Consider the following 25,226-nt stretch of genomic DNA (forward strand, 5'->3'; position numbering starts at 1 on the left):
TGTTTTTGTCGATCCCCATCCGGGATCAAGAGCAAACGTATTTTTTTGAGCGCTGATCTACTTTTTCGCCAAGCGATCCAACCAGTTCGGGAGCTACCTGAGGGTAGTTTTATTGTTCTCTGCCCGGTTGCGGGTTACTCCGAAAAGCACCCTGAAAAGCACACCTTCTCCAAAAAAATCTGTTAGCTGCGTCTCTGCCGTGTTGTTCTTGTTATGTCAGAGTCGTTACGTCTTATTTTTATTGGTTTGCAGCTTTTTATTCTTGTTATGCCATAGAGATAGCAGAAGCCGTGCCAACTTTAGAAAGTCCTTTAAAATCAATGATTTGATTTTTTGTGAGATTTTTCATCCGTGTCAAACCTGACAATTTGTTTCCGTGTTACTCGTTTCCGCCCCACGTGCCAGAGCACGCGGTAACACCCGGACACATCCACACTGTCACTGTGCGCTGCGGGCCTTGGCCACGCGAGAACCGGTAGGGCGCCCCAGCACCGCGCAAATCTGCTGGCCGGCGCGAATCAACGCGTCCAGGTCGATGCCGGTCTCGATACCCAGGCCGTTTAGCAGGTAAACCACGTCTTCGGTCGCGACGTTACCGCTGGCACCCTTGGCGTACGGGCAGCCGCCAAGGCCGGCGATGGAGCTGTCGAACACCGCAATGCCTTCCAGCAGGCTGGCATAGATATTGGCCATGGCCTGGCCATAGGTGTCGTGGAAGTGCCCGGCCAGTTTTTCCCGCGGCACGTCGGCCGAAACCACTTCGAACATCTTGCGGGTCGCGCCGGCGGTGCCGGTGCCGATGGTGTCTCCCAGCGACACTTCGTAGCAGCCCATGGCATAGAGCTCGCGAGCGACCCGGGCAACTTGCGCAGGCTTGACATCACCCTCGTAAGGGCAGCCAAGCACACAGGACACGTAACCGCGCACGCTGACGCCGTATTGTTTGGCCGCGTCCATGATCGGCACGAAGCGCTCCAGACTTTCGTTGATCGAGCAATTGATATTGCGCTGGGAAAACGCTTCGGACGCTGCGGCGAACACGGCGACTTCCTTGACCCCGGCGGCGATAGCGTCTTCAAAGCCCCGCAGGTTGGGGGCGAGGGCGCCATAGGTCACCCCCGGCTTGCGCTGGATCTGCGCGAAGACCTCGGCGGAACCGGCCATTTGCGGCACCCATTTGGGGGAGACGAAACTGCCGACTTCTATATAGCCGAGGCCAGCGGCGGTGAGCGTATCGACCAATTGCACCTTGTCCGCAACGCTGATGGGTTGGGCTTCGTTTTGCAGACCGTCGCGGGGGCCGACTTCGACCAGGCGTACGTGGGTGGGGAGGGACATGGGAATTGACCTGTGCTGATTGTCTGAATGCTGAGAGAGCCCTGTAGGAGTTGTGTAGATCTACTGGACTGATTCCTGGCTCTTGATCGTTTGCTCCAGCGCTTGGGTGCAGCGCTCTTCGGCCGTGTCGAGTTCCAGTTTCATCTGTTCGATGTCCAGCAATTGCTGTTCGAGTTGTTCCCGACGCTCGGCAATTTTCGCCAGCATGCTGTGCAGTTGCTTGGTGTTACCGCTGGAGGGGTCATAGAGCTCGATCAGTTCGCGGCATTCGGCCAGGGAAAAACCAATGCGCTTGCCCCGCAGGATCAGCTTCAGGCTGACCTTGTCACGGGGCGAATAAATGCGTTCCTGGCCGCGACGCTCGGGGCTGAGCAGGCCTTGCTCTTCATAGAAGCGAATGGCCCGGGTAGTGATGTCGAGCTCGCGGGCGAGGTCGGAAATGCTATAGGTCTGGCTGCTCATGGAAGCGCTCGAAAAAGGTCATGGCGCTAAGCTAATGGCAGGTTTACGTTTACGTCAAGGGGGCGGGGATGTTCAGTGTCATCACCGGCCTCTTCGAGGGCGAGCCCGCTCCCACAGGGATCACGCTATACCTGTGGGAGCGGGCTTGCCCGCGAAGAACGATAACGCGGTCAAACGGCCCTATACCTTATCCAGCTTCTTCTCATGCGCCGTAACCTGCTGGCACAACTCGATCATTTGTTCGCGCATCCAGCGGTTGGCCGGGTCCTGGTCGGTGCTTTCGTGCCAGTAAAGGTGGGTTTCCACCGGCGGAACATCGTTGACCGGCAGGTTCACCGAGTACAAATCATGGCGACGAGCGAAGCGTTCCGGCACGGTCATGACCATGTCGGTCTGCTGCAATACTTGGGACGCCATCAGGTAATGCTGGGAGCGCAGGGCGATCTTGCGTTGGATGCCCATTTTGCCCAGGGCCAGGTCGACATAGCCTAGGCCGCTGCGTCGGCTGGAAATATGGATGTGGGTCAGGGACAGGTAATCGTCGAGGGTGAATTTCTCTTTGCCCGCCAGCGGATGGCCCTTGCGCATGGCGCACACATAACGGTCCTCCATCAACTTGACGTGGCGCACCTGCGGGTCGGTGTTGAGCGGCGCATCCACCGCGAAATCGAGACGCCCGGCGGCCAGCTCCTTGGTGGTTTCGCGGCGTTTGGACAGGAAACTTTCAATGATCACCGTCGGCGCCAGGCGGCGCAGGCGTTGGAACAGCGGCGGCAGGATCACTGCTTCGGTGAGGTCGGTCATGCTGATGCGGTAGGTCTTGACCGCCTGCAACGGGTTGAAAATGCGGCTTTCCTGCACCGACACCCGCAGCAGGGAGAGGGCATTACGCACGGGGCCGATGATGTTCTGCGCCATCGGCGTCGGCACCATGCCTTGGGCGGTGCGCACGAAAAGCGGGTCGTTGAAGGTCTCGCGCAGGCGGGCCAGGGCGTTCGATACCGCCGGTTGAGTAATGCCGACAATCTGCCCGGCGCGGGTCAGGTTGGCTTCGGTGTAGATCGCGTCGAAGACGATGAAAAGGTTGAGATCGACCTTGCTCAGATTCATGCGCTGCACTCTTGTTTTTAGGGGCGTCTTGATCGGACCCGAGGGCCTTGGCAATCAGCCGATCATATATCGGTGATGAATGTTAATACACGCCGAGAATAGGCTAGGTAAATTTTCGTAGCTGTTCTAGCATCGATTGCATGACCTAAACAACCTCTTCCCAAGAAGGTAATTGCTCATGGATTTCGCTTATTCGCCCAAGGTCCAGGAACTGCGTGAGCGCGTGACTGCGTTCATGGACACCTACGTTTATCCCGCCGAAGCGGTGTTCGAGCGCCAGGTTGCCGAAGGCGACCGCTGGCAGCCGACCGCTATCATGGAAGAGCTCAAACTCAAGGCCAAGACTGAAGGTCTGTGGAATTTGTTTCTGCCTGAGTCTGAACTCGGTGCCGGCCTGACCAACCTCGAATACGCGCCATTGGCGGAAATCATGGGTCGTTCGTTGCTGGGCCCCGAGCCGTTCAACTGCTCGGCGCCGGACACCGGCAACATGGAAGTGCTAGTGCGTTACGCCAACGAAGAGCAGAAGCAGCGCTGGCTCGAACCGCTGTTGCGCGGTGAGATCCGCTCGGCGTTCGCCATGACCGAACCGGATGTGGCTTCATCCGACGCCACCAACATGGCCGCCCGCGCTGTGCGTGATGGCGATGAATGGGTGATCAATGGCAAGAAATGGTGGACTTCAGGGGCTTGCGATCCGCGCTGCAAGATCCTGATCTTCATGGGCCTGAGCAACCCGGATGCACCGCGTCATGCGCAGCACTCGATGATTCTGGTGCCGGTGGATACCCCTGGCGTGAAGATTGTGCGTCCGCTGCCGGTGTTCGGTTACGACGACGCGCCCCATGGTCACGCCGAAGTGCTGTTCGAAAACGTCCGGGTGCCGTACGAAAACGTCCTGTTGGGCGAAGGGCGCGGCTTCGAAATTGCCCAAGGTCGCCTCGGCCCGGGCCGGATTCACCACTGCATGCGTTCGATCGGCATGGCTGAACGTGCGCTGGAGCTGATGTGCAAACGGGCGGTCAACCGCACCGCGTTCGGCAAACCGCTGGCGCGTCTGGGCGGCAACATCGACAAAATCGCCGACTCGCGGATGGAGATCGACATGGCGCGACTGCTGACGTTGAAAGCGGCGTACATGATGGACACCGTTGGCAACAAAGTGGCAAAGAGCGAGATCGCGCAGATCAAAGTCGTCGCGCCGAACGTGGCGTTGCGGGTGATCGACCGGGCGATCCAGATCCATGGCGGGGCAGGGGTTTCCAATGACTTCCCGCTGGCCTACATGTATGCCATGCAACGCACCCTGCGCCTGGCTGACGGCCCGGACGAAGTGCACCGCGCGGCAATCGGCAAGTTCGAGATTGGCAAGTATGTGCCGAAAGAGATGATGCGCGGCGGGCACTGACAGACACCGCGTTATCGTTCATCGCGGGCTTGCCCGCGATGGCGTCGGCCCATTCAACACAGCGGCATCAGGTTTAATACACCCAAACCTCAACCCGCCGATTCTTGATCCGCCCTTCATCCCCGCTGTTGGTCGCCACCGGCATCTCGGCGCCGAAACCGCGAATCTCGCGAAACACCACGCCGCTTTTCACCAGTTCTCGCCGCACTGCCATGGCCCGCAGTTTTGACAGCAGATCGGCCCGTGCCGGATCGCCTTTGGCATCGCCAAACCCCACCAGTGTCACCTGCCGATTGGTTTTGTCGTGCTGCTTTATATAGTCGAGCACCCGCGACAGGTCCTGTCGGGCCTTGTTGTCCAGCGTCGCGCTGCCTTCTTCGAAGCGGAAATTCACCGTCAACCGCTGGGCATGCCGGCTGAGTGCCTGATACCCCTCGGGCATCAGCGCATTCGGTGTGACCGCCATGGCCTGAACGGTCTGCGCGATAAAACCGTTAGTCGCGACAATCGCCTGGCCTTTGCTGCTTTGGGCGAACCTGATCAAGGCCTTGGCCCAGGGATTTTTCCCGTTTGGCGGCAGGTAGAAGAACAGCCGACGGGACAGCGGGTAATCTTCCGTCGCGATCAGGCTATTGAGCGGCAGCATGGCCTGGGAGTCGCCATCGACAATAGCCACGGCCTTGGCCTGGCGGACATAAGGCAAACCGATGAAGCCGATGGCTTGCGGGTCCAGACTGACCGCGTCGGACAGTTGCTCGCTGGATTCGAAGCGTTTCGCGTTGCCGCTCAGCATTTTCCCACGGGGGCTGAGGACCAGTTCCTTGAATGTGTCGTAGGTGCCCGATTGGTCATCTCGCGTGTAGAGATGAATCGTCCCACCGCTGCCGCCGAGTTCTTCCCAGGTTTTCGCTTCGCCACTGAAGATTTGCGCCAGTTGCTTGGTGTTGAGCTGCTGCAGCGGATTGTGCGGATGAAGGATGATGGCCAACCCGTCGATGGCGATGACTTGCTCGGCAACCGGGCTTTTCAGATTGCCCAGCGGTTCGAGATCCAGCCGTTCGCTGTCCTTGATCGGCCGTGACGAGGCCGCGAGATCGGCGGAGGCGATTTTCAGGGCTTTGAACCCGGTGCTGGAGCCGTGGGCCGCGACCTCTACCTCGACTCGGCGGCCCTGAGCAGTTTCGCCGACGATGCGTTGTTCGTTGGCCTTGTCCGGGGCTTCGCGGTGCACCTTGAGCAGGCCCTGCTCATGCATCAACCCCTCGACCAACGCCGGCCCCAATGCCGCGCCAATGGTGTTGGAACCCTGGATGCGCAGCACCGGGCCGCGTTCGGGCGTCGGCAAGTCGCCGGCCGACACCGTCAACGGCAGCACGGCGCCGAGCAGCAACAGGAACAACACGCGCAGCGTCATGCCGGCACCTTATAAGGTAAAGAAAGTGCCGGGAGAATAAGTCAGTAAGGTTTCTGAACGATGACAGTGATTGTTCCCACGCTCTGCGTGGGAATGATCAGCATATGTAGAGTTTTGAAACTAGCTCAACTCAAGCCAGATCGGCGCATGATCGGAAGGCTTTTCCATCCCGCGCAGTTCGTAATCCACGCCCGCGTCCCTGACCCGCGGCAACAACCCCTGGGATGCCATGATCAGGTCAATCCGCAGCCCGCGCTTGGGCTCATCTTCAAAACCGCGGCTGCGGTAGTCGAACCAGCTGAAACGGTCGGCAACGTCCGGATTCAGGTGGCGGAAACTGTCCACCAGGCCCCAGTTTTTCAGGCGGGCCATCCATTCGCGTTCTTCGGGCAGGAAGCTGCATTTGCCGGTTTTCAGCCAACGTTTCATGTTGTCCGGGCCGATGCCGATGTCGCAGTCTTCCGGGGAAATGTTCACATCGCCCATCACCACAATCGGCTGGTCGTTGCTGAACTGGCTTTCCAGCAACTGCTGCAAATCGCTGTAGAAACGTTCCTTGGCCGGGAACTTGGTGGGATGATCGCGGCTTTCGCCCTGCGGGAAATAGCCGTTCATGATCGTGACCGGCACGCCATTGGCATCGGCGAACGTGCCCCAGATGAAGCGCCGCTGAGCGTCTTCTTCGTCAGTGGCGAAACCTTTGTGCAGCGCAATCGGCTCCTGACGCGACAGCAGGGCCACGCCGTAGTGACTCTTTTGCCCGTGGAAGTACACGTGATAACCCAGCGCCTGCAGCTCGGCCAGGGGGAACTGGTCGTCATGAACCTTGGTTTCCTGCAACCCGATCACGTCCGGTTGATGCTTTTCGATCAGCGCCGCCAGCTGATGCGGGCGAGCGCGCAGCCCGTTGATGTTGAAGGAGACGATCTTCATGGTCGGCAGTCCTGGCAAAAGTGCGATGCTAGCTGACATGTAGGAATGGGGCCAGCTTGGGGTGAGGGGATTCGTTGTGTCCTGTCAGAGATGTGTTGGCAGATCCGGCCTCTTCACGGGCAAGCCCGCTCCCACAGTATCCGCGGTGTACACAAAATCTGTGAACGCCACGGATACTGTGGGAGCTTGGCTTGCCCGCGAAGGCGTCAGCCCAGTCGATGAAGATGCTGGCTTGGTCTATACCTGTCTGGGGAACTGTGAAGCCACCCGAAGGTTCGTACCAAACAAGAGCGCAGCCATCTGAGCCGTGCCCAGGGAGATCCGCCGTTATGCCCGAAACCTCGACCGCCATCGCCGATATCCACATGCTCGACAGCGGCTATTCCCGCGAAGCACGCTCCCTGTTGTACCAGGCGTACCGGCACGAGCCGACGTTCGGCTACCTGTTCGAAGCCGAACGCCCCGGTTATGAACAGCGGGTTCGGGCGACGGTGCGCGAACTGGTCAAACAACATTTTCTGCAGGATTTGCCGGCCATCGGCCTGCTGGTGAATGACCGCTTGATCGGCATCGCCCTGATTGCGCCGCCGCAACGTCGCTTGGGCATCACCGAAAGCTGGGCCTGGCGCCTGCGGATGGTGCTCAGCACCGGGTTTCGTTGCACCCGACGCTACCTCGATTACCACGCCGCCGTGATGGCGTGCGTGCCGTCCGACTCGGTGCATGTGCTGCCGTTGCTGGGTGTTCACCCGCAATTCCAGGGCAAGCACTTTGGCGAACAATTGCTGCAAGCGGTGCACAACTGGTGTGCGGTCGATGAGCACTCCCAGGGCGTGATCCTCGACACCGGGAATCCTCGCTATCTGGAGTTCTATAAACGCCAGGGTTACGAGGAAATCGGCGAGGTGGCCGTAGGACCGATTCGTGAGCACGTGTTTTTCCACGCCAACCCGCAGGTGTTACAAACAGCAACAGCGTAATTGTCGAACTTTTTGGGACAAGTCCGGCTCTATCGCGCTCCCAGGCTCGTGATAGCATCCGCGCTATGAAGTTTTCCGGAAGATTTACCAGTGGCGTGCTGATGCTGATCTCCAGCTGCGCGGCGCTGGCGCAAAGTGAATTGGATGTGCGGATCAAACCGTCCAACGATGAACTGAAGGCCAATATAGAGGGCTATATCGGTAGCCTCGGCGATCGCGATGAAGAAGCCTTGCTGCGCTTCAGTCGCGGCGCCGAAGAGCAGGCGCGCAAGGCTGCCCAGGCCTTGGGTTATTATCAGCCGCAAATCGACAGTGACGTGAAGGGCGGCAAGACGCCGCGCCTGGTGCTGAACATCGATCCCGGCGAGCCGATCCATCTGCGCAACGTCACGGTGCGTGTCGACGGTCCTGCCGCCTCGCTCAAATCCTTTCGTGTGCCCAAAAGCGACCTGCTCAAGCCTGGCGCGGTGCTGAATCATGGTCATTATGAAGACGCCAAGCGGATGATCCAGAACCAGGCCTCGCGCTTCGGTTTTTTCAGTGGGCGCTTCACTCGTCAGACGTTGTTGGTAGACCCGCGTGCGGGCGTCGCCGACATCGAATTGATCTACGACAGCGGCCCGCGCTATGCGCTGGGCAAAGTCAGTTTTGAAGGTGATACACCGTTCGACGAAGACCTGCTGCAACGCATGGTGCCGTTCAAGGCCGGCACGCCCTATGACTCCGAACTGATCGCCGAACTCAATCAGGCGCTGCAATCGAGCGGTTATTTCGAAGGCGTGCGCGTCGACGCAGCGCCAACTGCCTCCAAGGACGACGTGATCCCGGTGGCGGTCAAACTCGACACCCGCAAGCCTCGGACCATGGGCTTGGGTCTGGGGTTTTCCACCGACGTCGGCCCGCGAATCAAGGCCAACTGGACCCGGCACTGGGTCAACCCGCAAGGCGACAGCTATGGCTGGGAAGCGGAACTGTCGGCACCGCGGCAAAACGTCGGGGTGTTTTACGACATTCCCCTGGACCCGCCGCTGACCGACAAACTGCGCTGGGCCGCCGGCTATCAATATGAAGAAATCGCTGGCACCGACTCCCTGAGCAAACTGCTGACCCTCGGCCCCGAATGGCACAGCAAGTTGCCCAGCGGCTGGCAGCGGGTGGTATCGCTCAAGTGGCAACGCGAGGAGTACACGCTCGGCGACGACTCGGGGCTCAGTACCTTACTGATGCCCGGCGTGAGCTATTCGTACCTGAAAAGCGACAACCGCATCGATCCGCACAATGGCTATCGCCTGCAATTCGAAACCAAGGTCGCCAAGGAAGGATTGGGTTCGGACACCAACCTGGTCTATGGCACGGCGTTGGTCAAAGGCCTGACCACGGTCTTCGACAAACACCGCTTCCTCGGTCGGGTGCAGGTTGGCGGCAGCGCCACCAACGGTTACAAATCGGTGCCGCCGTCTCTGCGCTTCTTCGCCGGTGGCGATCAGAGCGTCCGTGGTTACGACTACCAGAGCCTGTCCCCGGAGAACTCCGATGGCGACCGTATCGGTGGCCGTTACATGGTGGCCGGCAGCGTTGAGTATCAATACTCCATCGCCGAAAAGTGGCGGGTCGCAACCTTCATCGACCAGGGCAACTCCTTCAACACCCTCGAACTGCCGAACCTCAAGACGGGCGTCGGTATTGGCGTACGCTGGGTTTCGCCGGTGGGACCGATTCGCCTCGACCTGGCCCATGCGCTGGACGACGACGGCGGCATTCGACTGCACTTTTCCATGGGGCCTGAGCTGTGAAGCGTGGTTTGAAAATAACGCTGCTGGCGATTCCGGCGCTGCTTTTGCTGCTGGTGCTGGCCTTGACCACCGTGCTGGGCACGGCGACGGGCAGCCGCTGGGCGCTCGGGTTTGTGCCGGGTTTGACCGTAGAAAATTTCCAGGGCCGTTTGGGAGGGCAGTGGAGCGCCGACCATCTGCTGTGGCAACAGGACAGCAGCCGGGTTGAGCTGAACCAAGCGATTTTCGCCTGGTCGCCGCTGTGCCTGATGCGCATGACGCTGTGCATCGAGCAATTGCAGGCCGAGCAGGTCAGCCTGCAATTCCCACCGGGGTCAGAAGAGCAAAGCAGCGGGCCGATCAGCCTCCCTGACTTGAAATTGCCGCTGGCCATCGAGTTGGGTGACGTCAGGGTCGGCCGCCTGCTGTTCAACGGCAGCGAAGAACTCAAAGGCCTGCAACTGGCGGCGCACTGGACCGAACAGGGTTTGCAGATCGACTCGGTGCACTTGCAGCGTGATGAACTGAGCCTGAACCTGTCCGGCCTGTTGCAGCCGAGCGGCAACTGGCCTCTGACCGCCGAAGGCAAACTGACCTTGCCGGCACCCGGCACCGAACCCTGGGTCCTGGCGTTGAAGGTCGACGGCGATCTGCTGAAAACCCTGAAGCTCAAAGCCGACAGCAGCGGTTATCTGAACGGGCAGTTGACTGGCGAATTGCAGCCACTGGTGGAAAACCTGCCGGCAAAAGTGCGCATCACCGCTGACGGCTTCAAGGCCAGCGCCGATCTGCCGGACACCCTGCAACTCAATCAACTGGAACTCACCGGCGACGGCGATCTGAAAAACGGCTACCAGTTGCTCGGCAAAGCCACGTTGCCCGCAGAGCTTGGCCCGGTCGCCTTGTTGCTGCAAGGCAAGGTCGACGCCAAGGGCGCGCAGATCGCCGGGCTTGATCTGACGGCCAATGATAAACAAAGCCTCAAGCTCAGCGGGCAACTGGACTGGAGCAAAGGCTTGAGTGCCGAGGCGAAAATCGACTGGCTGGATTTCCCCTGGCATCGCCTCTATCCGCTGATCGACGAGCCGCAAGTGGCACTGCGCAGCTTCAACGGTGAAGTCTCCTACACCGACGGCAACTACATTGGTAATTTCAAAGCCGCACTGGATGGCCCGGCCGGGGCGTTCAGCCTGAACAGCCCGTTCAGCGGTGACCTGAGCCAAATCCATCTGCCGCAATTCAAACTCGAAGCCGGGCAGGGCAAGGCCGAAGGGCACTTGAACCTGCAGTTTGCCGACGGCATCGCCTGGGATACGGCGCTGGATCTCTCGGCGATCAACCCGGCGTACTGGCTCGCGGAGTTGCCGGGTACCTTGGCGGGTCCGTTGCGCAGCCAAGGCGAGATGAAGAATGAAAGGCTCAGCCTGACCGCCGACCTGGACCTGAAAGGCAAACTGCGCGGGCAACCGGCGGTGTTGCAAGCCAAGGCCGATGGCGGCGGCGAACAATGGAACCTCAGCGCGTTGCAGATTCGCCTGGGTGACAACAGCATCAATGGGCAAGGCAGCCTGCAACAGAAACTCGCCGGCCAGATCGACATCAAAATGCCGCGTCTGGCCCAACTCTGGCCGCAACTGCGCGGCCAGCTCAATGGTCGGGTCAATGTCGCCGGCACGCTCAAGGCACCGCAAGGCAAGCTCGCCCTGCAAGGCACGCAACTGGTTTTCGAAGACAACCGCCTGCAAAGCCTCAATCTGGACGCCACCCTCGACAGTGCCCAACGGGCGAAGATCGACCTCAAGGGCAGTGGCATCCAGACCGGCGACACGTCACTGGGCACCTTGACCGCCAGCGGCCAGGGCGACATCAAAAACCAGAAACTGACCCTCGACCTGCAAGGACCGAAACTGAAACTGGCGCTCGGTCTCGACGGCGCGCTGGACCAGGTCAACTGGCGCGGGCGCCTGGCCAGTGGCGACATCCAGGCCGGCGGTCAAGACTGGAAGCTGCAAAATCCGGCAAAGCTTGAACGACTGGCGGACGGCAAAATCAACTTTGGCGCCCATTGCTGGATGTCCGGTCCGGCCAGCCTGTGTGGCGAAGACCAACGCTTGATGCCCGAACCCAAGCTGCGTTACCACCTCAAGCAATTCCCCATCGACAGCCTGGCGCAATGGTTGCCGAAGGACTTTGCCTGGCAGGGCCGGCTCAACGCCGATCTGCAACTGGATTTGCCGGCCAGCGGCCCGAACGGCCAGATCAGCGTCGATGCCAGCGGCGGCACGCTGCGCATGAAGGAAAAGGATCAGTGGCTGGATTTCCCGTACCAGACCCTGAAACTCACCAGCAAACTCACGCCAAAACGCATCGACACCGACCTCAACTTCGTCGGTGGCAAACTTGGTGAGCTGATGCTCCAGGCGCAGATCAACCCGTTGCCGAAGAACAAACCGCTGACCGGCTCATTCCGTCTCAACGGCCTGGATTTGTCGGTGGTGCGGCCGTTTGTGCCGATGGTCGAGAAACTTACCGGGCGTTTGAACGGCAGCGGCACGCTGTCTGGCGGGTTACTGGCGCCGCTGGTCAACGGCAATCTTGAGCTGCGTGACGGTGAAATCTCCGGGCCGGAACTGCCGATGGCGCTCCAGGCCCTGCAACTGCAAGCGGTGATTGCCGGTGAAACCGTGCAACTGAACGGCGGCTGGAAAAGCGGCAAGAGCGGGCAGGGCAGCCTCAATGGCAACATCGCCTGGGGCCAGGCACTGGTGGTGGATCTGGCGCTCAAGGGCTCGCAGTTGCCGGTCACCGTCGAACCCTACGCCGCACTGGAAGTCGCGCCGGACCTGAAGATCTCCATGAAGGACGGCAAACTGGCGATCGTCGGCAAGGTGCAGGTGCCCAAGGGCGAAATCACTGTGCGCGAACTGCCGCCGTCCACGGTCAAGGTCTCCAATGACACGGTGATCGTCGGTCAGCAGACCGAAGAGGGCAAGCCGCCGATGGCCATGGCGATGGACATCGATGTGGTGGTGGGGGAGGACAAGCTGAGCTTTGCCGGCTTCGGCCTGACCGCCAACCTGCAAGGTCATGTGCACATCGGCGACAACATGGACACCCGCGGCGAGTTGTGGCTCAACGACGGGCGTTATCGCGCCTACGGCCAGCGGCTGACGGTGCGTCGGGCGCGGCTGTTGTTTGCCGGCCCCATCGATCAGCCATACCTGGACATCGAAGCGATTCGCCAGACCGACGACGTGATCGCCGGCATTCGCCTGAGCGGCAGCGCTGAGCAGCCGACCACGCAGATCTTTTCCGAACCGGCGATGAGTCAGGAGCAGGCATTGTCCTACCTGGTGCTGGGGCGCCCGTTGAGCACCACCGGTGAAGACAACAACATGCTCGCGCAAGCCGCCCTCGGCTTGGGTTTGATGGGCAGCTCCGGCGTGACCAGCGGGTTGGCCAAGGATTTGGGCATTCAGGACTTCCAGCTCGATACCCAAGGCAGTGGCAACACCACCAGCGTAGTCGCCAGCGGCAATATCTCCGAGAAGCTCAGCCTGCGTTATGGCGTCGGCGTATTCGAGCCGGCCAACACCATCGCCTTGCGTTACAAACTGAGTAAAAAGGTCTACCTCGAAGCCGCCAGCGGCGTGGCCAGTTCGCTGGACATCTTCTATAAACGGGATTTCTAAGCTCCTGCACGATCCCTGTGGCGAGGGGGCTTGCCCCCGTTGGGTCGCGCAGCGGCCCCAAGACTTGCAACTTCATTCCTTCTGAAACCCTGCAAATCGAAAAGCGACGACTGCTTCGCAGCCGAACGGGACGGTGCGGCGTTCCGACAAGCCCCCTCGCCACAGGGATTTGTGGTGGTCGTTCGACTGCCATTTATCAGTCAAATACAAAGCATCCTAACTATTGCGTTGACATTGGCTGCCTAAGCAGTAATATCTCGACATACACTCACTGCCTAGGCAGCTAATTGGTGGTCAGATGAAACATTTCTCCTCATACGATTTCCATAATTGCCATCTCGGCCTCTTGCTCGGCCGCGCCGCGCTGCTCAAGGACCGGATCATCGACACGCACATGGAACCCCACGGCATCACCGCCGCGCAGTTCAAAGTGCTGATCATCATGGCTCAGTTCGGCGTCGATACCCCGGCCGAGCTGTGCCGTCACTTGTCGCTGGACAGCGGTTCGATGACCCGCATGCTCGATCGTCTGGAACAGAAAGGTTTCCTCGCCCGCCAACGCTCCGAAGCAGACCGCCGTCAGGTGCAACTGGTGTTGACCGAACAAGGCCAACAATTGACTGACCAGCTGCCGCAGATCGGCGCCGATGCCATGAACGAACTGGCCGGCGCCATCACCCCGGAAGAATTGAAAACCCTGGAACACATCCTGAAGAAAATTCTGGTAGCGGCGGGCGACTCGATCACCTTGCTGCGGGTAGGTGGCCATGAACAGTAAACGCCTGCGTACCGGACTGAGCCTGGTGCTGTTGGCCATGAGCGTCGCCGGTTGCGCCAGTTACAGTGGCTTGAACACCGAAGGTGTCAGCCTCGATGCGAAGAACCTCAAGGCCGGGCAGTCGCTCAACGGTGTGACCCTGTCGCCTGCCGCATGGCCGAAAAGTGACTGGTGGCAAAGCCTCGGTGACCCGCAGCTCGACGGCCTGATCCGCGAAGCCCTGCACGACAGCCCCGACATGCAAATCGCCGACGCCCGTGCCCATCAGGCCAGTGCCGCTGCTTATGCCGCCGACGCTGCGCGGATGCCGACCCTCGATGCCAACGCCGGTGTCAGCCGTTCGCGTCTGGCTCGCGATAAAGACCCGAGCGGGCAGGGTGGAACGTATTCCACCGTGCGTAATCTCGGCGCCAGCTTCAATTACACCTTCGACCTCTGGGGCGGTCAGCGCGATGCCTGGGAAGCCGCATTGGGCCAGGCCCGCGCCGCCGAAGTCGATCAGCAGGCCGCGCAACTGACCTTGTCTGCCGACGTCGCCCGCGCCTACAGCGATCTGGGGCAGGCACACATCATCCATGACCTGGCCAGCGAAGACCTCAAACGTACCCAACAAATGCTCGACCTCAGCCAGCGTCGCCTGAGCTCGGGGATCGACAGTCAATACCAGTTCCAGCAGACCGAAAGCCTGGAAGCCAGCGCCGAAGCCAGCCTGATCGACGCCGAGAAACGTCTGCAAAGCGCGAAAATCGCCTTGGCGGTGCTGCTGGGCAAAGGCCCGGATCGCGGCAACGAAATCGCCCGGCCGAAAGTCCTTCAGGCCAGTGCCGTTGCATTGCCGTCGGTGTTGCCGGCCGAACTGCTCGGTCGTCGTCCCGACCTGGTGGCCGCGCGCTGGCGGGTCGAGGCCGCGAGCAAGAACATCGCCGCAGGCAAAACCCAGTTCTATCCCAACTTGAACTTGAGTGCCGCGGCGGGTGCCGAATCTTTACTGGGCGACGCGATGTTTGGTTCGGCGAGCCGTTTCTTCAACATCGCGCCGACCCTTTCCGTGCCGATTTTCGACGGCGGCCGCCTGCGTGCCGACCTCGACTCGCGCGACGCCGATTACGACCTCGCGGTGGCGCAGTACAACAAAAGCCTGGTGAAAGCGCTGGGCGATGTCAGCGACACCATCAACCAGTTGCACGATATCGGCCGGCAAATCGGCGCCCAGCAACACGCCACCGACATTGCCCAGGATTCTTACAACACCGTGGTCCAGCGCTACGGTTCCGGCATCGGTAACTACCTCGATGTGCTCAGCATCGAGCAGCAGTTGCTCCAGGCCCAGCGTCAGCTGGCCAGCCTGAATGCCGAGCAGATCGACCTGTCGATCCAACTGATGCAAGCGCTGGGTGGCGGTTTTCAGGGCGACACCCTGACCGCAGCCAACGCAACCCCAGCCACGCAGCACAACTAATTCAAGGTACTCGTCATGGCCACTGTCGATACAACTCAAGCCTCTGACAACGCTCAAGACACGAGCAACCCGCGCAAGCGCAAAGTGATGCTGTTTGTCCTGACCATCATGGTGATCCTCGCCGGAGCCGGTGTCTGGGGTTATCACCAATTCTTCGGTCGCTGGAGCGAAAGCACCGACGACGCCTACGTGAACGGCAACGTGGTGGAAATCACCCCGTTGGTCACCGGCACCGTAGTCAGCATCGGTGCTGATGATGGTGATCTGGTCCACGAAGGCCAGGTGCTGATCAACTTCGACCCGAACGACGCCGAAGTCGGTTTGCAAAGCGCCCAGGCCAACCTGGCCCGCACCGTGCGCCAGGTGCGCGGCTTGTACAGCAACGTCGACGGCATGAAAGCCCAGGTCAATGCGCAGCAGGCCGAAGTGCAAAAGGCTCAGGACAACTTCAATCGTCGGAAAAATCTCGCTGCCGGCGGGGCGATTTCCCAGGAAGAACTGTCCCACGCCCGCGATGACCTGACCTCAGCGCAGAACGCTCTGGCCAACGCCCAACAACAGCTCAAGACCACCAGCGCGCTGGTCGATGACACTGTGGTGTCGTCGCACCCGGACGTGATGGCCGCCGCTGCGCAAGTGCGTCAGGCGTACCTGAACAATGCCCGCAGCACCTTGATCGCGCCGGTCACCGGTTATGTCGCCAAACGTACCGTGCAACTCGGTCAGCGGGTTCAGCCAGGCACGGCGCTGATGGCAGTGATTCCGCTGGATCAGCTATGGATCGACGCCAACTTCAAGGAAACCCAACTGCGTGACATGCGCATTGGTCAGCCGGTGGACATCGAAGCCGATCTTTACGGTAGCAACGTCAAATACAGCGGCACCATCGACAGCCTCGGCGCCGGGACCGGCAGCGCGTTTGCCTTGCTGCCGGCGCAGAACGCCACCGGTAACTGGATCAAGATCGTGCAGCGGGTGCCGGTGCGGATTCACATCAATGCCGAAGAGCTGGCCAAACACCCATTGCGGGTCGGCCTGTCGACTCAGGTCGATGTGAACTTGCGCGACCAGAGCGGTCCGGTACTGGCGCAACAGCCACCGCAAAAGGCGTCGTTCAGCACCAACGTGTATGACCGTCAGTTGGTCGAGGCTGACGCGATGATTACCCAATTGATCCACGACAACAGCGCCGCGGTCAGCAAAACCGCGCACCGCTGATTCGCCATCACACCGACCCTGTGGGAGCGAGCTCCCTCTCCACAAAGCTCACTCCCACAAGGTCAGCTGCGTCAGTAACAGGCGCTGTGCCAATCCCGCTCCAAAAAATTCAGCTCCAAAGGATTCGCGATGAGCCATAACGCCTCTTTCTCGCCGCCCAGCCTGGTGCTCAGCACCATCGGCCTGTCGCTGGCGACCTTCATGCAAGTGCTCGACACCACCATCGCCAACGTGGCCTTGCCGACGATTTCCGGCAACCTGGGCGTGAGTTCGGAGCAGGGCACCTGGGTGATCACCTCGTTTGCCGTGAGCAACGCCATCGCGCTGCCGCTGACCGGTTGGCTCAGCCGGCGCTTTGGTGAGGTGAAACTGTTTTTGTGGGCGACGATGCTGTTCGTCCTGGCGTCGTTTCTGTGCGGTATCTCGACCTCGATGCCGGAGCTGATCGGCTTTCGGGTACTGCAAGGCTTGGTGGCCGGACCGTTGTACCCGATGACCCAGACGCTGTTGATCGCGGTCTATCCGCCCGCGAGGCGCGGCATGGCCCTGGCGTTGCTGGCGATGGTCACGGTGGTGGCGCCGATTGCCGGTCCCATCCTCGGTGGCTGGATCACCGACAGCTACAGTTGGCCGTGGATCTTCTTTATCAACGTTCCGATCGGGATCTTCGCGGTGATGGTGGTGCGCCAGCAACTCAAGGCGCGTCCGGTGGAGACCAGTTACCAGCCGATGGATTACGTGGGGCTGATCACCTTGATCATTGGCGTTGGCGCATTGCAGGTGATTCTCGACAAGGGCAATGACCTGGACTGGTTCGAGTCGAATTTCATTATCATCGGCGCGGCTATTTCAGTGATTGCGCTGGCGGTGTTTGTGATCTGGGAGATGACCGACAAACACCCGGTGGTCAACCTGCGGCTGTTCGCCTACCGCAACTTCCGCATCGGCACTATCGTGCTGGTGGGCGGTTACGCCGGGTTCTTCGGCATCAACCTGATCCTGCCGCAATGGCTGCAAACCCAGATGGGCTACACCGCCACTTGGGCCGGGTTGGCGGTGGCGCCGATCGGCATTCTGCCGGTGGTGCTGTCGCCGTTTGTCGGCAAGTATGCGCACAAATTCGACCTGCGATTGCTGGCCGGTGGCGCGTTCCTCTGCATCGGTTTGAGTTGCTTCATGCGCGCCGGGTTTACCAACGAAGTGGACTTCCAGCACATCGCCCTGGTGCAGTTGTTCATGGGCATTGGCGTGGCGCTGTTCTTCATGCCGACCCTGAGCATTTTGATGTCGGACCTGCCGCCGAGCCAGATTGCCGACGGCGCGGGGCTGGCGACCTTCCTGCGGACCTTGGGCGGTAGTTTTGCGGCGTCGTTGACCACCTGGATCTGGATTCGCCGCGCCGATCAGCACCATGCGTATCTGAGTGAAAGCATCACCACCTATGAGCCGGCGACCCGCGAGGCATTGAACACGCTGGGCGGGGCGGGCAACCCGGCCTACGCGCAGCTGGATCATCTGCTGACCAGTCAGGCATACATGCTCTCCACCGTGGATTACTTCACGTTGCTGGGGTGGGCGTTCATGGGCTTGATTCTGCTGGTGTGGCTGGCGAAACCGCCGTTTGCGGCGAAGGCGGGGCCGGCTTCTGCCGGTCATTGAGATAAACACAACCCCCTGTGGGAGCGGGCTTGCCCGCGATAGCGGAATCACATTCAACAACGTTGTCGACTGACCCACTGTCATCGCGGGCAAGCCCGCTCCCACAAGTTTTGTGTTTGGCCGTTAGTTTGCGGGTGCTGCCAGTTGCGGCGGCGGGGTGAAATCAAACGGCGCCAACGCAAACCCTTGCTCATCCACCTGCAACGCCCAGCCTTGACGATCCCAATCCCCCAGCACAATACGCTTGGCCGCCTGCTCGCCAATCTGCAACTTGTGGATGGCGGGGCGATGGGTGTGGCCGTGGATCAGGGTTTTTACGCCGTATTGCTGCATGATGCGCGGCACTTCTTGCGGCGTGACATCGACAATGTCATTGGCCTTCATCCGCGTCTGCGCACGACTTTCACTGCGCAGCTTGCGCGCCAGTTTATGGCGGGTGCCCAAGGGCAGATGGCGCAGGATGAACAGGGTGATCGGGTTGCGCAGGTAGCGCCGCAGCTTCATATACGCTTCGTCGCGGGTGCAGAGGCTGTCGCCGTGCATCAACAGCACCGGCTCGCCGTAAAACTGCACGACACTCGGATCTTTGAGCAAGGTACAGCCGGCTGCTTTGCAGAAGGCTTTACCCAGCATGAAGTCGCGATTGCCGTGCATCAGAAAAATCGCCGTGCCGCTGTCGCTCAAATTACGCAGGGCCTGGCAGATGGAACGCTGGAACGGCGTCATGGCATCGTCGCCAATCCACGCCTCGAAAAAGTCACCCAGAATGTACAACGCACTCGCCGAGCGGGCGCGTCCGGCGAGCAAATCCAGAAACGCCCGGGTAATGTCCGGGCGCTCCTCTTCCAGATGTAAATCTGAAATCAGCAGTATCACTCAATGATCTCGGCTTTCTCGATGATCACGTCGTCTGCGGGTACGTCCTGGTGGCCGGATTTCATGGTGGTGGCCACGCCTTTGATCTTGTCGACGACGTCGGTGCCTTCAACCACTTCGCCGAATACCGCGTAGCCCCAGCCCTGAACGGTCTTGGCGCTGTGGTTCAGGAAGCTGTTGTCAGCCACGTTGATGAAGAATTGCGCGGATGCCGAATGCGGCTCCATGGTGCGGGCCATGGCAACGCTGTACTTCTTGTTCGGGAGGCCGTTGTCGGCTTCGTTCTGGATGCTTGGGCGCTTGTCTTTCTTTTCTTTCATGCCTGGTTCGAAACCGCCGCCCTGGATCATGAAGTTACCGATGACGCGGTGGAAAACAGTGTTTTCGTAGTGACCGGCCTTGACGTATTCGATGAAGTTGGCAACGGTCAGCGGTGCCTTTTCAGCATTCAGTTGCAGGACGATGTCGCCGAAGTTGGTAGACAGTTTGACTTTGGTCATGATGGGTACTCATTCTAGGAATTCGTGGGTTTCGGGGCTCTACAGCCCTCAACCGGTCCGGCCAGTGGCGGCCAAGGTGCGCAGTTTAGCGTGCCGGGCGTGAATTTCGAGGCTGTTTTTCATCGCCGGCCGATTAAATGCAACCGATTGCCGGCCTGCTCTGTCAGCCACTTGACAGCATCGGCTATGATAAGCCCCTTTGATTTATAACAGCCGCTTTGATTTGGCCAACTGGCCGCGCACTTGTACGTTCAAGGATCCTATGAGCAAGCCCACTGTCGACCCTACCTCGAATTCCAAGACCGGCCCTGCCGTGCCGGTCAATTTCCTGCGCCCGATCATCCAGGCGGACCTGGACTCGGGTAAGCACACGCAGATCGTTACTCGTTTCCCGCCTGAGCCCAATGGCTACCTGCACATCGGTCACGCCAAGTCGATCTGTGTGAACTTCGGTCTGGCCCAGGAGTTCGGCGGCGTCACGCACCTGCGTTTCGACGACACCAACCCGGCCAAGGAAGACCAGGAATACATCGACGCGATCGAAAGCGACGTCAAATGGCTGGGCTTCGAATGGTCCGGTGAAGTGCGCTATGCCTCGCAATATTTCGACCAGTTGCACGACTGGGCGGTAGAGCTGATCAAGGCCGGCAAGGCCTACGTCGACGACCTGACCCCCGAACAAGCCAAGGAATACCGTGGCAGCCTGACCGAGCCGGGCAAGAACAGCCCGTTCCGCGACCGCTCGGTTGAAGAAAACCTCGACCTGTTCGCCCGCATGCGCGCCGGTGAGTTCCCGGACGGCGCACGTGTGCTGCGGGCCAAGATCGACATGGCCTCGCCGAACATGAACCTGCGCGACCCGATCATGTATCGCATCCGTCACGCGCATCACCACCAAACCGGTGACAAGTGGTGCATCTACCCCAACTATGACTTCACCCACGGTCAGTCGGACGCCATCGAAGGCATCACCCACTCGATCTGCACCCTGGAGTTCGAAAGCCATCGTCCACTGTACGACTGGTTCCTCGACAACCTGCCAGTGCCGGCGCACCCGCGTCAGTACGAGTTCAGCCGTCTGAACCTGAACTACACCATCACCAGCAAGCGCAAGCTCAAGCAACTGGTCGATGAAAAACACGTCAATGGCTGGGACGATCCGCGCATGTCCACGCTGTCGGGCTTCCGCCGCCGTGGCTACACGCCGAAATCGATCCGCAACTTCTGCGAAATGATCGGCACCAACCGTTCCGACGGCGTGGTGGATTTCGGCATGCTCGAATTCAGCATCCGTGACGACCTCGACCACAGCGCTCCACGCGCCATGTGCGTGCTGCGTCCGCTGAAAGTCGTGATCACCAACTACCCGGAAGGTCAGGTCGAGAACCTCGAACTGGCGTGCCACCCGAAAGAAGACATGGGCGTGCGCGTCCTGCCGTTCGCCCGTGAGCTCTACATCGACCGTGAAGACTTCATGGAAGAGCCACCAAAAGGCTACAAGCGCCTGGAGCCGAACGGCGAAGTGCGTCTGCGCGGCAGCTACGTGATTCGTGCCGACGAAGCGATCAAGGACGCCGATGGCAACATCGTCGAACTGCGTTGCTCCTACGATCCGGACACCCTGGGCAAGAACCCTGAAGGCCGCAAGGTCAAAGGCGTAGTGCACTGGGTGCCGGCAGCGGCCAGCGTCGAGTGCGAAGTGCGTCTGTACGATCGTCTGTTCCGTTCTCCGAACCCGGAGAAGGCCGAAGATAGCGCCAGTTTCCTGGACAACATCAACCCTGACTCACTGCAAGTCCTCACCGGTTGTCGTGCTGAACCCTCGTTGGGCAACGCACAGCCGGAAGACCGTTTCCAGTTCGAGCGCGAAGGTTACTTCGTCGCGGATATCAAGGACTCGAAACCGGGCGCTCCGGTATTCAACCGTACCGTGACCCTGCGTGATTCGTGGGGCCAGTGATCAAGTTTTAAGGAACTGTCGTGCTTACGATCTACAACACGCTCACCAAGAGCAAAGAAGTCTTCAAGCCGCTGGATGGCAACAAGGTGCGCATGTACGTCTGCGGAATGACCGTATATGACTACTGCCACCTGGGCCACGGCCGCAGCATGGTCGCATTCGACCTGGTGACCCGCTGGTTGCGGTTCAGCGGTTACGACCTGACTTACGTGCGCAACATCACCGATATCGACGACAAGATCATCAATCGGGCCAACGAGAACGGCGAGTCGTTCGAGGCCTTGACCGAGCGCATGATCGCGGCGATGCACGAAGATGAAGCGCGCCTGAACATCAAAAAGCCGGACATGGAGCCGCGTGCCACGGATCACATCCCGGGCATGCACGCGATGATCCAGACCCTGATCGACAAGGGCTACGCCTACGCACCGGGCAATGGCGACGTGTACTACCGCGTCGCCAAGTTCATGGGCTACGGCAAGCTGTCGCGCAAGAAGATCGAAGACCTGCGCATCGGCGCGCGGATCGAAGTCGACGAGTCCAAGCAGGACCCGCTGGACTTCGTGCTGTGGAAAGCCGCCAAGCCGGGCGAACCGAGCTGGGAGTCGCCGTGGGGCGCCGGGCGTCCGGGCTGGCACATCGAATGCTCGGTGATGTCCACCTGCTGCCTCGGTGAGACCTTCGACATTCATGGCGGCGGCAGCGACCTCGAGTTCCCGCACCACGAAAACGAAATCGCCCAGAGCGAAGCGGCCACCGGCAAGACCTACGCCAACGCGTGGATGCATTGCGGCATGATTCGCATCAATGGCGAGAAGATGTCCAAGTCCTTGAACAACTTCTTCACCATTCGCGACGTGCTCGACAAGTACCACCCGGAAGTCGTGCGTTACCTGCTGGTGTCGAGCCACTACCGCAGCGCGATCAACTATTCGGAAGACAACCTCAAGGACGCCAAGGGCGCACTCGAGCGTTTCTACCATGCGTTGAAAGGCCTGCCAAAGGTAGCGCCGGCGGGTGGCGAAGCCTTCGTCGAGCGTTTCACCCAGGTGATGAACGACGACTTCGGCACGCCGGAAGCCTGCGCAGTGCTGTTCGAGATGGTCCGCGAGATCAACCGTCTACGCGAGAGCGATCTTGATGCGGCGGCCGGTCTGGCGGCGCGCTTGAAAGAGCTGGCCAGCGTGCTGGGTGTGTTGCAGCTTGAGGCGGATGACTTCCTGCAGGCCGGTGCCGAAGGGCGGGTCGATGCGGCTGAAGTTGATGCACTGATCCAGGCGCGCCTGACCGCTCGTGCCAACAAGGACTGGGCCGAATCCGACCGCATCCGCGACCAGCTCACCGCTATGGGCGTGGTGCTGGAAGATGGGAAGGGTGGGACGACCTGGCGTCTGGCTGACTGATTGCTTGATTGGCTACAAACAAAACCCGCCTTGTGCGGGTTTTTGTTTGTGCGCAGGGCTCAAGTGCAGCGGTGCTTCGGCTGACGCTATCGCGGGCAAGCCCGCTCCCACAGTGATGGAGGTGGATTCCGATTTTGTGAACGACTCATAACCCTGTGGGAGCGGGCTTGCCCGCGATTGACTGCGCAGCAGTCAGCTTTCTGACTGGCGCAGCCGCTTATATAGGGTATTGCGGCTAACGCCCAACCTCCGGGCCAAGTGCGAAATATTCCCCCCAGCCGCCTGCAACTGCCGATTCAAATCCTCGGCATCATTCAAATCCACCGCCAACGGCTCCGGTAAGTCCACCGGCTCCATCTCCAAATCAACAAAGAAATCATCCGGCAAATGCTCCGGCCGCACCGGTTGTTCCTCGGCCATGGCCAGCGCTACCTGCATCACGCTACTGACCTGGCGCAAATTCCCCGGCCATGGATGGCGGCCGAAAAGCTCCAACACCTCGGGGCTTAACCCGGCCCACTGCGACGGTTCACGGTGTTGTTCCCACAAGCGCTTGAACAGCGCCTGCTTGTCACTGCGTTCCCTGAGCGGTGGCAGTTCCAGGGTCAAGCCGCCGATGCGGTAATACAAATCCTCACGAAACCGCCCCAACTGCACCTGCTCGCGCAATGAGCGGTTGGTCGCCGAGATGATCCGGATGTCCACCGGGAACAACTCGCTGCTGCCCACCGGTTGCACGCAACGCTCCTGCAACACCCTCAGCAATCGAGCCTGAGTCGGCAGCGGCATGTCGCCGATTTCATCGAGGAACAGCGTGCCTTTGTCGGCCTTGCGGATCAGCCCGATGCTGCCTTTCTGGTTGGCACCGGTGAACGCACCTTTCTCGTAGCCAAATAGCTCTGACTCCACCAGTTCGGCGGGGATCGCTGCACAGTTGACGGCAATGAGCGGTTGTTTGCTGCGTGAGCTGGCGTGGTGCAGGGCTTTGACGAAGACTTCCTTGCCGACCCCGGTTTCCCCGTGAATCAACAATGGAATGTCCTTTTCCAGCAAGCGCTCGGCCTGACGCACGGCTTTGTCCACGCGACTGTCGCCAAAGTGCAGGGTGTTGAGGTTGATTGCGGCAGGTACTGCCGGGTTGGGGTTAGCATTCTCTGTCTCAGCGCTCTTTGTTTCAGTGCTTTTCGTTTCAGTGCTCTTTATTTCCGAAAACAGCCGCGCCTGAATCGACGCCTGTTTCGGTCGTTTCAGCACGCACTGGAAACGGCCTCGTCCCAAGGCTTGCAGGGAAAACGGCAGGCCGTCCGGCTGGTTCAGCAGCTCCATCAACGATACTTTGAACAGGCTTTCGACGCTGACCCGCGACAGGCTGATGCCCAGCAGATTATCGGCCCGGCGATTGGCCGACAGTACCTGACCGGTCTCGTCGAAGATCAGCAACCCGGCCCACTGGCTGTCGAGGTTGTTCAACCCGCTGTTGAAGATCAACTGGAAATGCTGGCCGTGGAACAGGTTGAGGATCAGCCGGTTCTCCACGGTCTGGCTCATCATCTTGACCATGCCCAGCGTGTGGGAGGGCGGCAGGTAGCTGTCGCTGGACACATCCAGCACCGCGATTACCTTGCGCTCGGCATCGAAAATCGGCGCGGCGGAACCGGTCATGAAGCGGTTGGCCTTGAGGAAATGTTCATCGTGCTCGATGTGCACGGCCTGCTCGCAGGCCAGTGCGGTGCCGATTGCATTGGTCCCGCTGCAATGCTCCATCCAGCTGGCGCCGACACTGAAACCACGGGCCAGGCTCGGCTCGATGAAACGCTGGGTGCCCCACGACGTCAGCACCTGGCCGTGATTGTCGGCGAGCATGATCAGGCAATTGGAGTTACTGAGGATGTTTTCGTAATACGGCAGGACTTCCTGATGGGTGGTCTGCACCAGGGAATGCTGGCTCTCCAGCAATTGGGCGATGCCGTCTGCCGGCAGTTGGTCGAACGCCGGAGCGCTCTGATGATCGAGCCCGAACGCGCGGCAGCGGGACCAGGAGTCCTGGATGATGGCGTCGTGGGAGAGCTTTGATGCAGGTACGGCCATGGCGGTCGATCTCTGAGCAAGCTTTTATTGTTTTTATGGGTTTTGCATCACGTGAGGGCCACGCAAAAAACATCCGTAGAGTGTTGTTCACATTTGTTCATTGTCAATCGTTGAATTGTTCAGTTGTTCATTCGTGGTTGTTCATTTCTGTTCAGCAACGAACGCGTTTTCAATCT

At 60.0% G+C, this 25,226-nt stretch carries 18 protein-coding genes; 10 read left to right on the plus strand and 8 right to left on the minus strand.

Going from position 1 to position 25,226, the window contains the following annotated elements:
- Positions 1–438 precede the first annotated feature (438 nt).
- The 3 genes from J3D54_RS19005 to J3D54_RS19015 all read right to left on the minus strand — a co-directional run bounded on the left by J3D54_RS19005 (position 439) and on the right by J3D54_RS19015 (position 2,910).
- Entirely contained in the window at positions 439–1,338 is a 900-nt protein-coding gene (locus tag J3D54_RS19005; RefSeq protein WP_253421411.1) for a hydroxymethylglutaryl-CoA lyase, read from the minus strand.
- A 60-nt stretch (positions 1,339–1,398) separates the two neighbouring features.
- The gene (locus J3D54_RS19010) at positions 1,399–1,800 is read right to left on the minus strand and encodes a MerR family DNA-binding transcriptional regulator (RefSeq protein WP_038982455.1); all 402 of its coding nucleotides are present in this window, start codon (positions 1,798–1,800) and stop codon (positions 1,399–1,401) included.
- Between the two features lie 180 nt (positions 1,801–1,980).
- On the minus strand, positions 1,981–2,910 hold the full coding sequence (locus J3D54_RS19015) for a LysR family transcriptional regulator (RefSeq protein ID WP_223489839.1): 930 nt from the start codon (positions 2,908–2,910) through the stop codon (positions 1,981–1,983).
- A 178-nt stretch (positions 2,911–3,088) separates the two neighbouring features.
- On the opposite strand from J3D54_RS19015, the gene J3D54_RS19020 reads away from it, so the two are divergent.
- The gene (locus J3D54_RS19020; RefSeq protein ID WP_253421414.1) at positions 3,089–4,318 is read left to right on the plus strand and encodes an acyl-CoA dehydrogenase; all 1,230 of its coding nucleotides are present in this window, start codon (positions 3,089–3,091) and stop codon (positions 4,316–4,318) included.
- 73 nt (positions 4,319–4,391) lie between these two features.
- Here the strand turns inward: J3D54_RS19020 and J3D54_RS19025 are convergent, their stop codons facing one another.
- Together J3D54_RS19025 and xthA are read right to left on the minus strand one after the other, a co-directional pair.
- Positions 4,392–5,732 carry a substrate-binding domain-containing protein gene (locus tag J3D54_RS19025; RefSeq protein WP_253421416.1) on the minus strand — a complete coding sequence of 447 codons (1,341 nt, stop codon included), beginning with the start codon at positions 5,730–5,732 and terminating at the stop codon, positions 4,392–4,394.
- Positions 5,733–5,852: 120 nt separating this feature from the next.
- Positions 5,853–6,665 (minus strand): exodeoxyribonuclease III, encoded by an 813-nt coding sequence (gene xthA / locus J3D54_RS19030; protein ID WP_253421433.1) that lies wholly within the window; start codon positions 6,663–6,665, stop codon positions 5,853–5,855.
- A 329-nt stretch (positions 6,666–6,994) separates the two neighbouring features.
- Here xthA and J3D54_RS19035 point away from each other — a divergent pair, with 329 nt between their 5' ends.
- The 7 genes from J3D54_RS19035 (at position 6,995) to J3D54_RS19065 (ending at position 18,223) form a co-directional block, all read left to right on the plus strand.
- Entirely contained in the window at positions 6,995–7,645 is a 651-nt protein-coding gene (locus J3D54_RS19035; RefSeq protein ID WP_253421435.1) for an N-acetyltransferase, read from the plus strand.
- A gap of 65 nt (positions 7,646–7,710) precedes the next feature.
- The gene (locus J3D54_RS19040; RefSeq protein ID WP_253421436.1) at positions 7,711–9,438 is read left to right on the plus strand and encodes an autotransporter assembly complex family protein; all 1,728 of its coding nucleotides are present in this window, start codon (positions 7,711–7,713) and stop codon (positions 9,436–9,438) included.
- Positions 9,435–13,109 carry a translocation/assembly module TamB domain-containing protein gene (locus J3D54_RS19045; RefSeq protein WP_253421438.1) on the plus strand — a complete coding sequence of 1,225 codons (3,675 nt, stop codon included), beginning with the start codon at positions 9,435–9,437 and terminating at the stop codon, positions 13,107–13,109. The genes J3D54_RS19040 and J3D54_RS19045 overlap by 4 nt, the downstream gene beginning before the upstream one ends.
- A 298-nt stretch (positions 13,110–13,407) precedes the next feature.
- Positions 13,408–13,887 carry a MarR family winged helix-turn-helix transcriptional regulator gene (locus J3D54_RS19050; RefSeq protein ID WP_007940922.1) on the plus strand — a complete coding sequence of 160 codons (480 nt, stop codon included), beginning with the start codon at positions 13,408–13,410 and terminating at the stop codon, positions 13,885–13,887.
- On the plus strand, positions 13,877–15,346 hold the full coding sequence (locus J3D54_RS19055; protein ID WP_253421440.1) for an efflux transporter outer membrane subunit: 1,470 nt from the start codon (positions 13,877–13,879) through the stop codon (positions 15,344–15,346). Before J3D54_RS19050 ends, J3D54_RS19055 begins: the two co-directional genes overlap by 11 nt.
- A gap of 15 nt (positions 15,347–15,361) precedes the next feature.
- Positions 15,362–16,564 carry an HlyD family efflux transporter periplasmic adaptor subunit gene (locus tag J3D54_RS19060; RefSeq protein WP_253421442.1) on the plus strand — a complete coding sequence of 401 codons (1,203 nt, stop codon included), beginning with the start codon at positions 15,362–15,364 and terminating at the stop codon, positions 16,562–16,564.
- A gap of 129 nt (positions 16,565–16,693) precedes the next feature.
- Positions 16,694–18,223, plus strand: coding sequence for a DHA2 family efflux MFS transporter permease subunit (locus J3D54_RS19065; RefSeq protein WP_253421444.1), 1,530 nt, complete (start codon positions 16,694–16,696; stop codon positions 18,221–18,223).
- Positions 18,224–18,346: 123 nt separating this feature from the next.
- Here the strand turns inward: J3D54_RS19065 and lpxH are convergent, their stop codons facing one another.
- Positions 18,347–19,099: a UDP-2,3-diacylglucosamine diphosphatase gene (gene lpxH, locus J3D54_RS19070; protein ID WP_253421454.1), complete on the minus strand. Its 753-nt coding sequence runs from the start codon at positions 19,097–19,099 to the stop codon at positions 18,347–18,349.
- A complete protein-coding gene (locus J3D54_RS19075; protein WP_253421457.1) occupies positions 19,096–19,599 on the minus strand; it encodes a peptidylprolyl isomerase in 504 nt (167 codons plus the stop codon). The genes lpxH and J3D54_RS19075 overlap by 4 nt, the downstream gene beginning before the upstream one ends.
- A 262-nt stretch (positions 19,600–19,861) precedes the next feature.
- Here J3D54_RS19075 and J3D54_RS19080 point away from each other — a divergent pair, with 262 nt between their 5' ends.
- Complete coding sequence (locus tag J3D54_RS19080) at positions 19,862–21,559, plus strand: glutamine--tRNA ligase/YqeY domain fusion protein (RefSeq protein ID WP_253421460.1); 1,698 nt, start codon at positions 19,862–19,864, stop codon at positions 21,557–21,559.
- A 20-nt stretch (positions 21,560–21,579) separates the two neighbouring features.
- Positions 21,580–22,962, plus strand: a complete 1,383-nt coding sequence (gene cysS / locus J3D54_RS19085; RefSeq protein ID WP_105343972.1) for a cysteine--tRNA ligase — start codon at positions 21,580–21,582, stop codon at positions 22,960–22,962.
- A gap of 192 nt (positions 22,963–23,154) precedes the next feature.
- Here cysS and J3D54_RS19090 read toward each other — a convergent pair whose 3' ends face one another.
- Entirely contained in the window at positions 23,155–25,050 is a 1,896-nt protein-coding gene (locus J3D54_RS19090; RefSeq protein ID WP_253421462.1) for a sigma-54-dependent Fis family transcriptional regulator, read from the minus strand.
- Between the last annotated feature and the right edge of the window lie 176 nt (positions 25,051–25,226).

It is taken from the genome of Pseudomonas sp. GGS8 (assembly GCF_024168645.1).
Taxonomy (GTDB): Bacteria; Pseudomonadota; Gammaproteobacteria; order Pseudomonadales; family Pseudomonadaceae; genus Aquipseudomonas.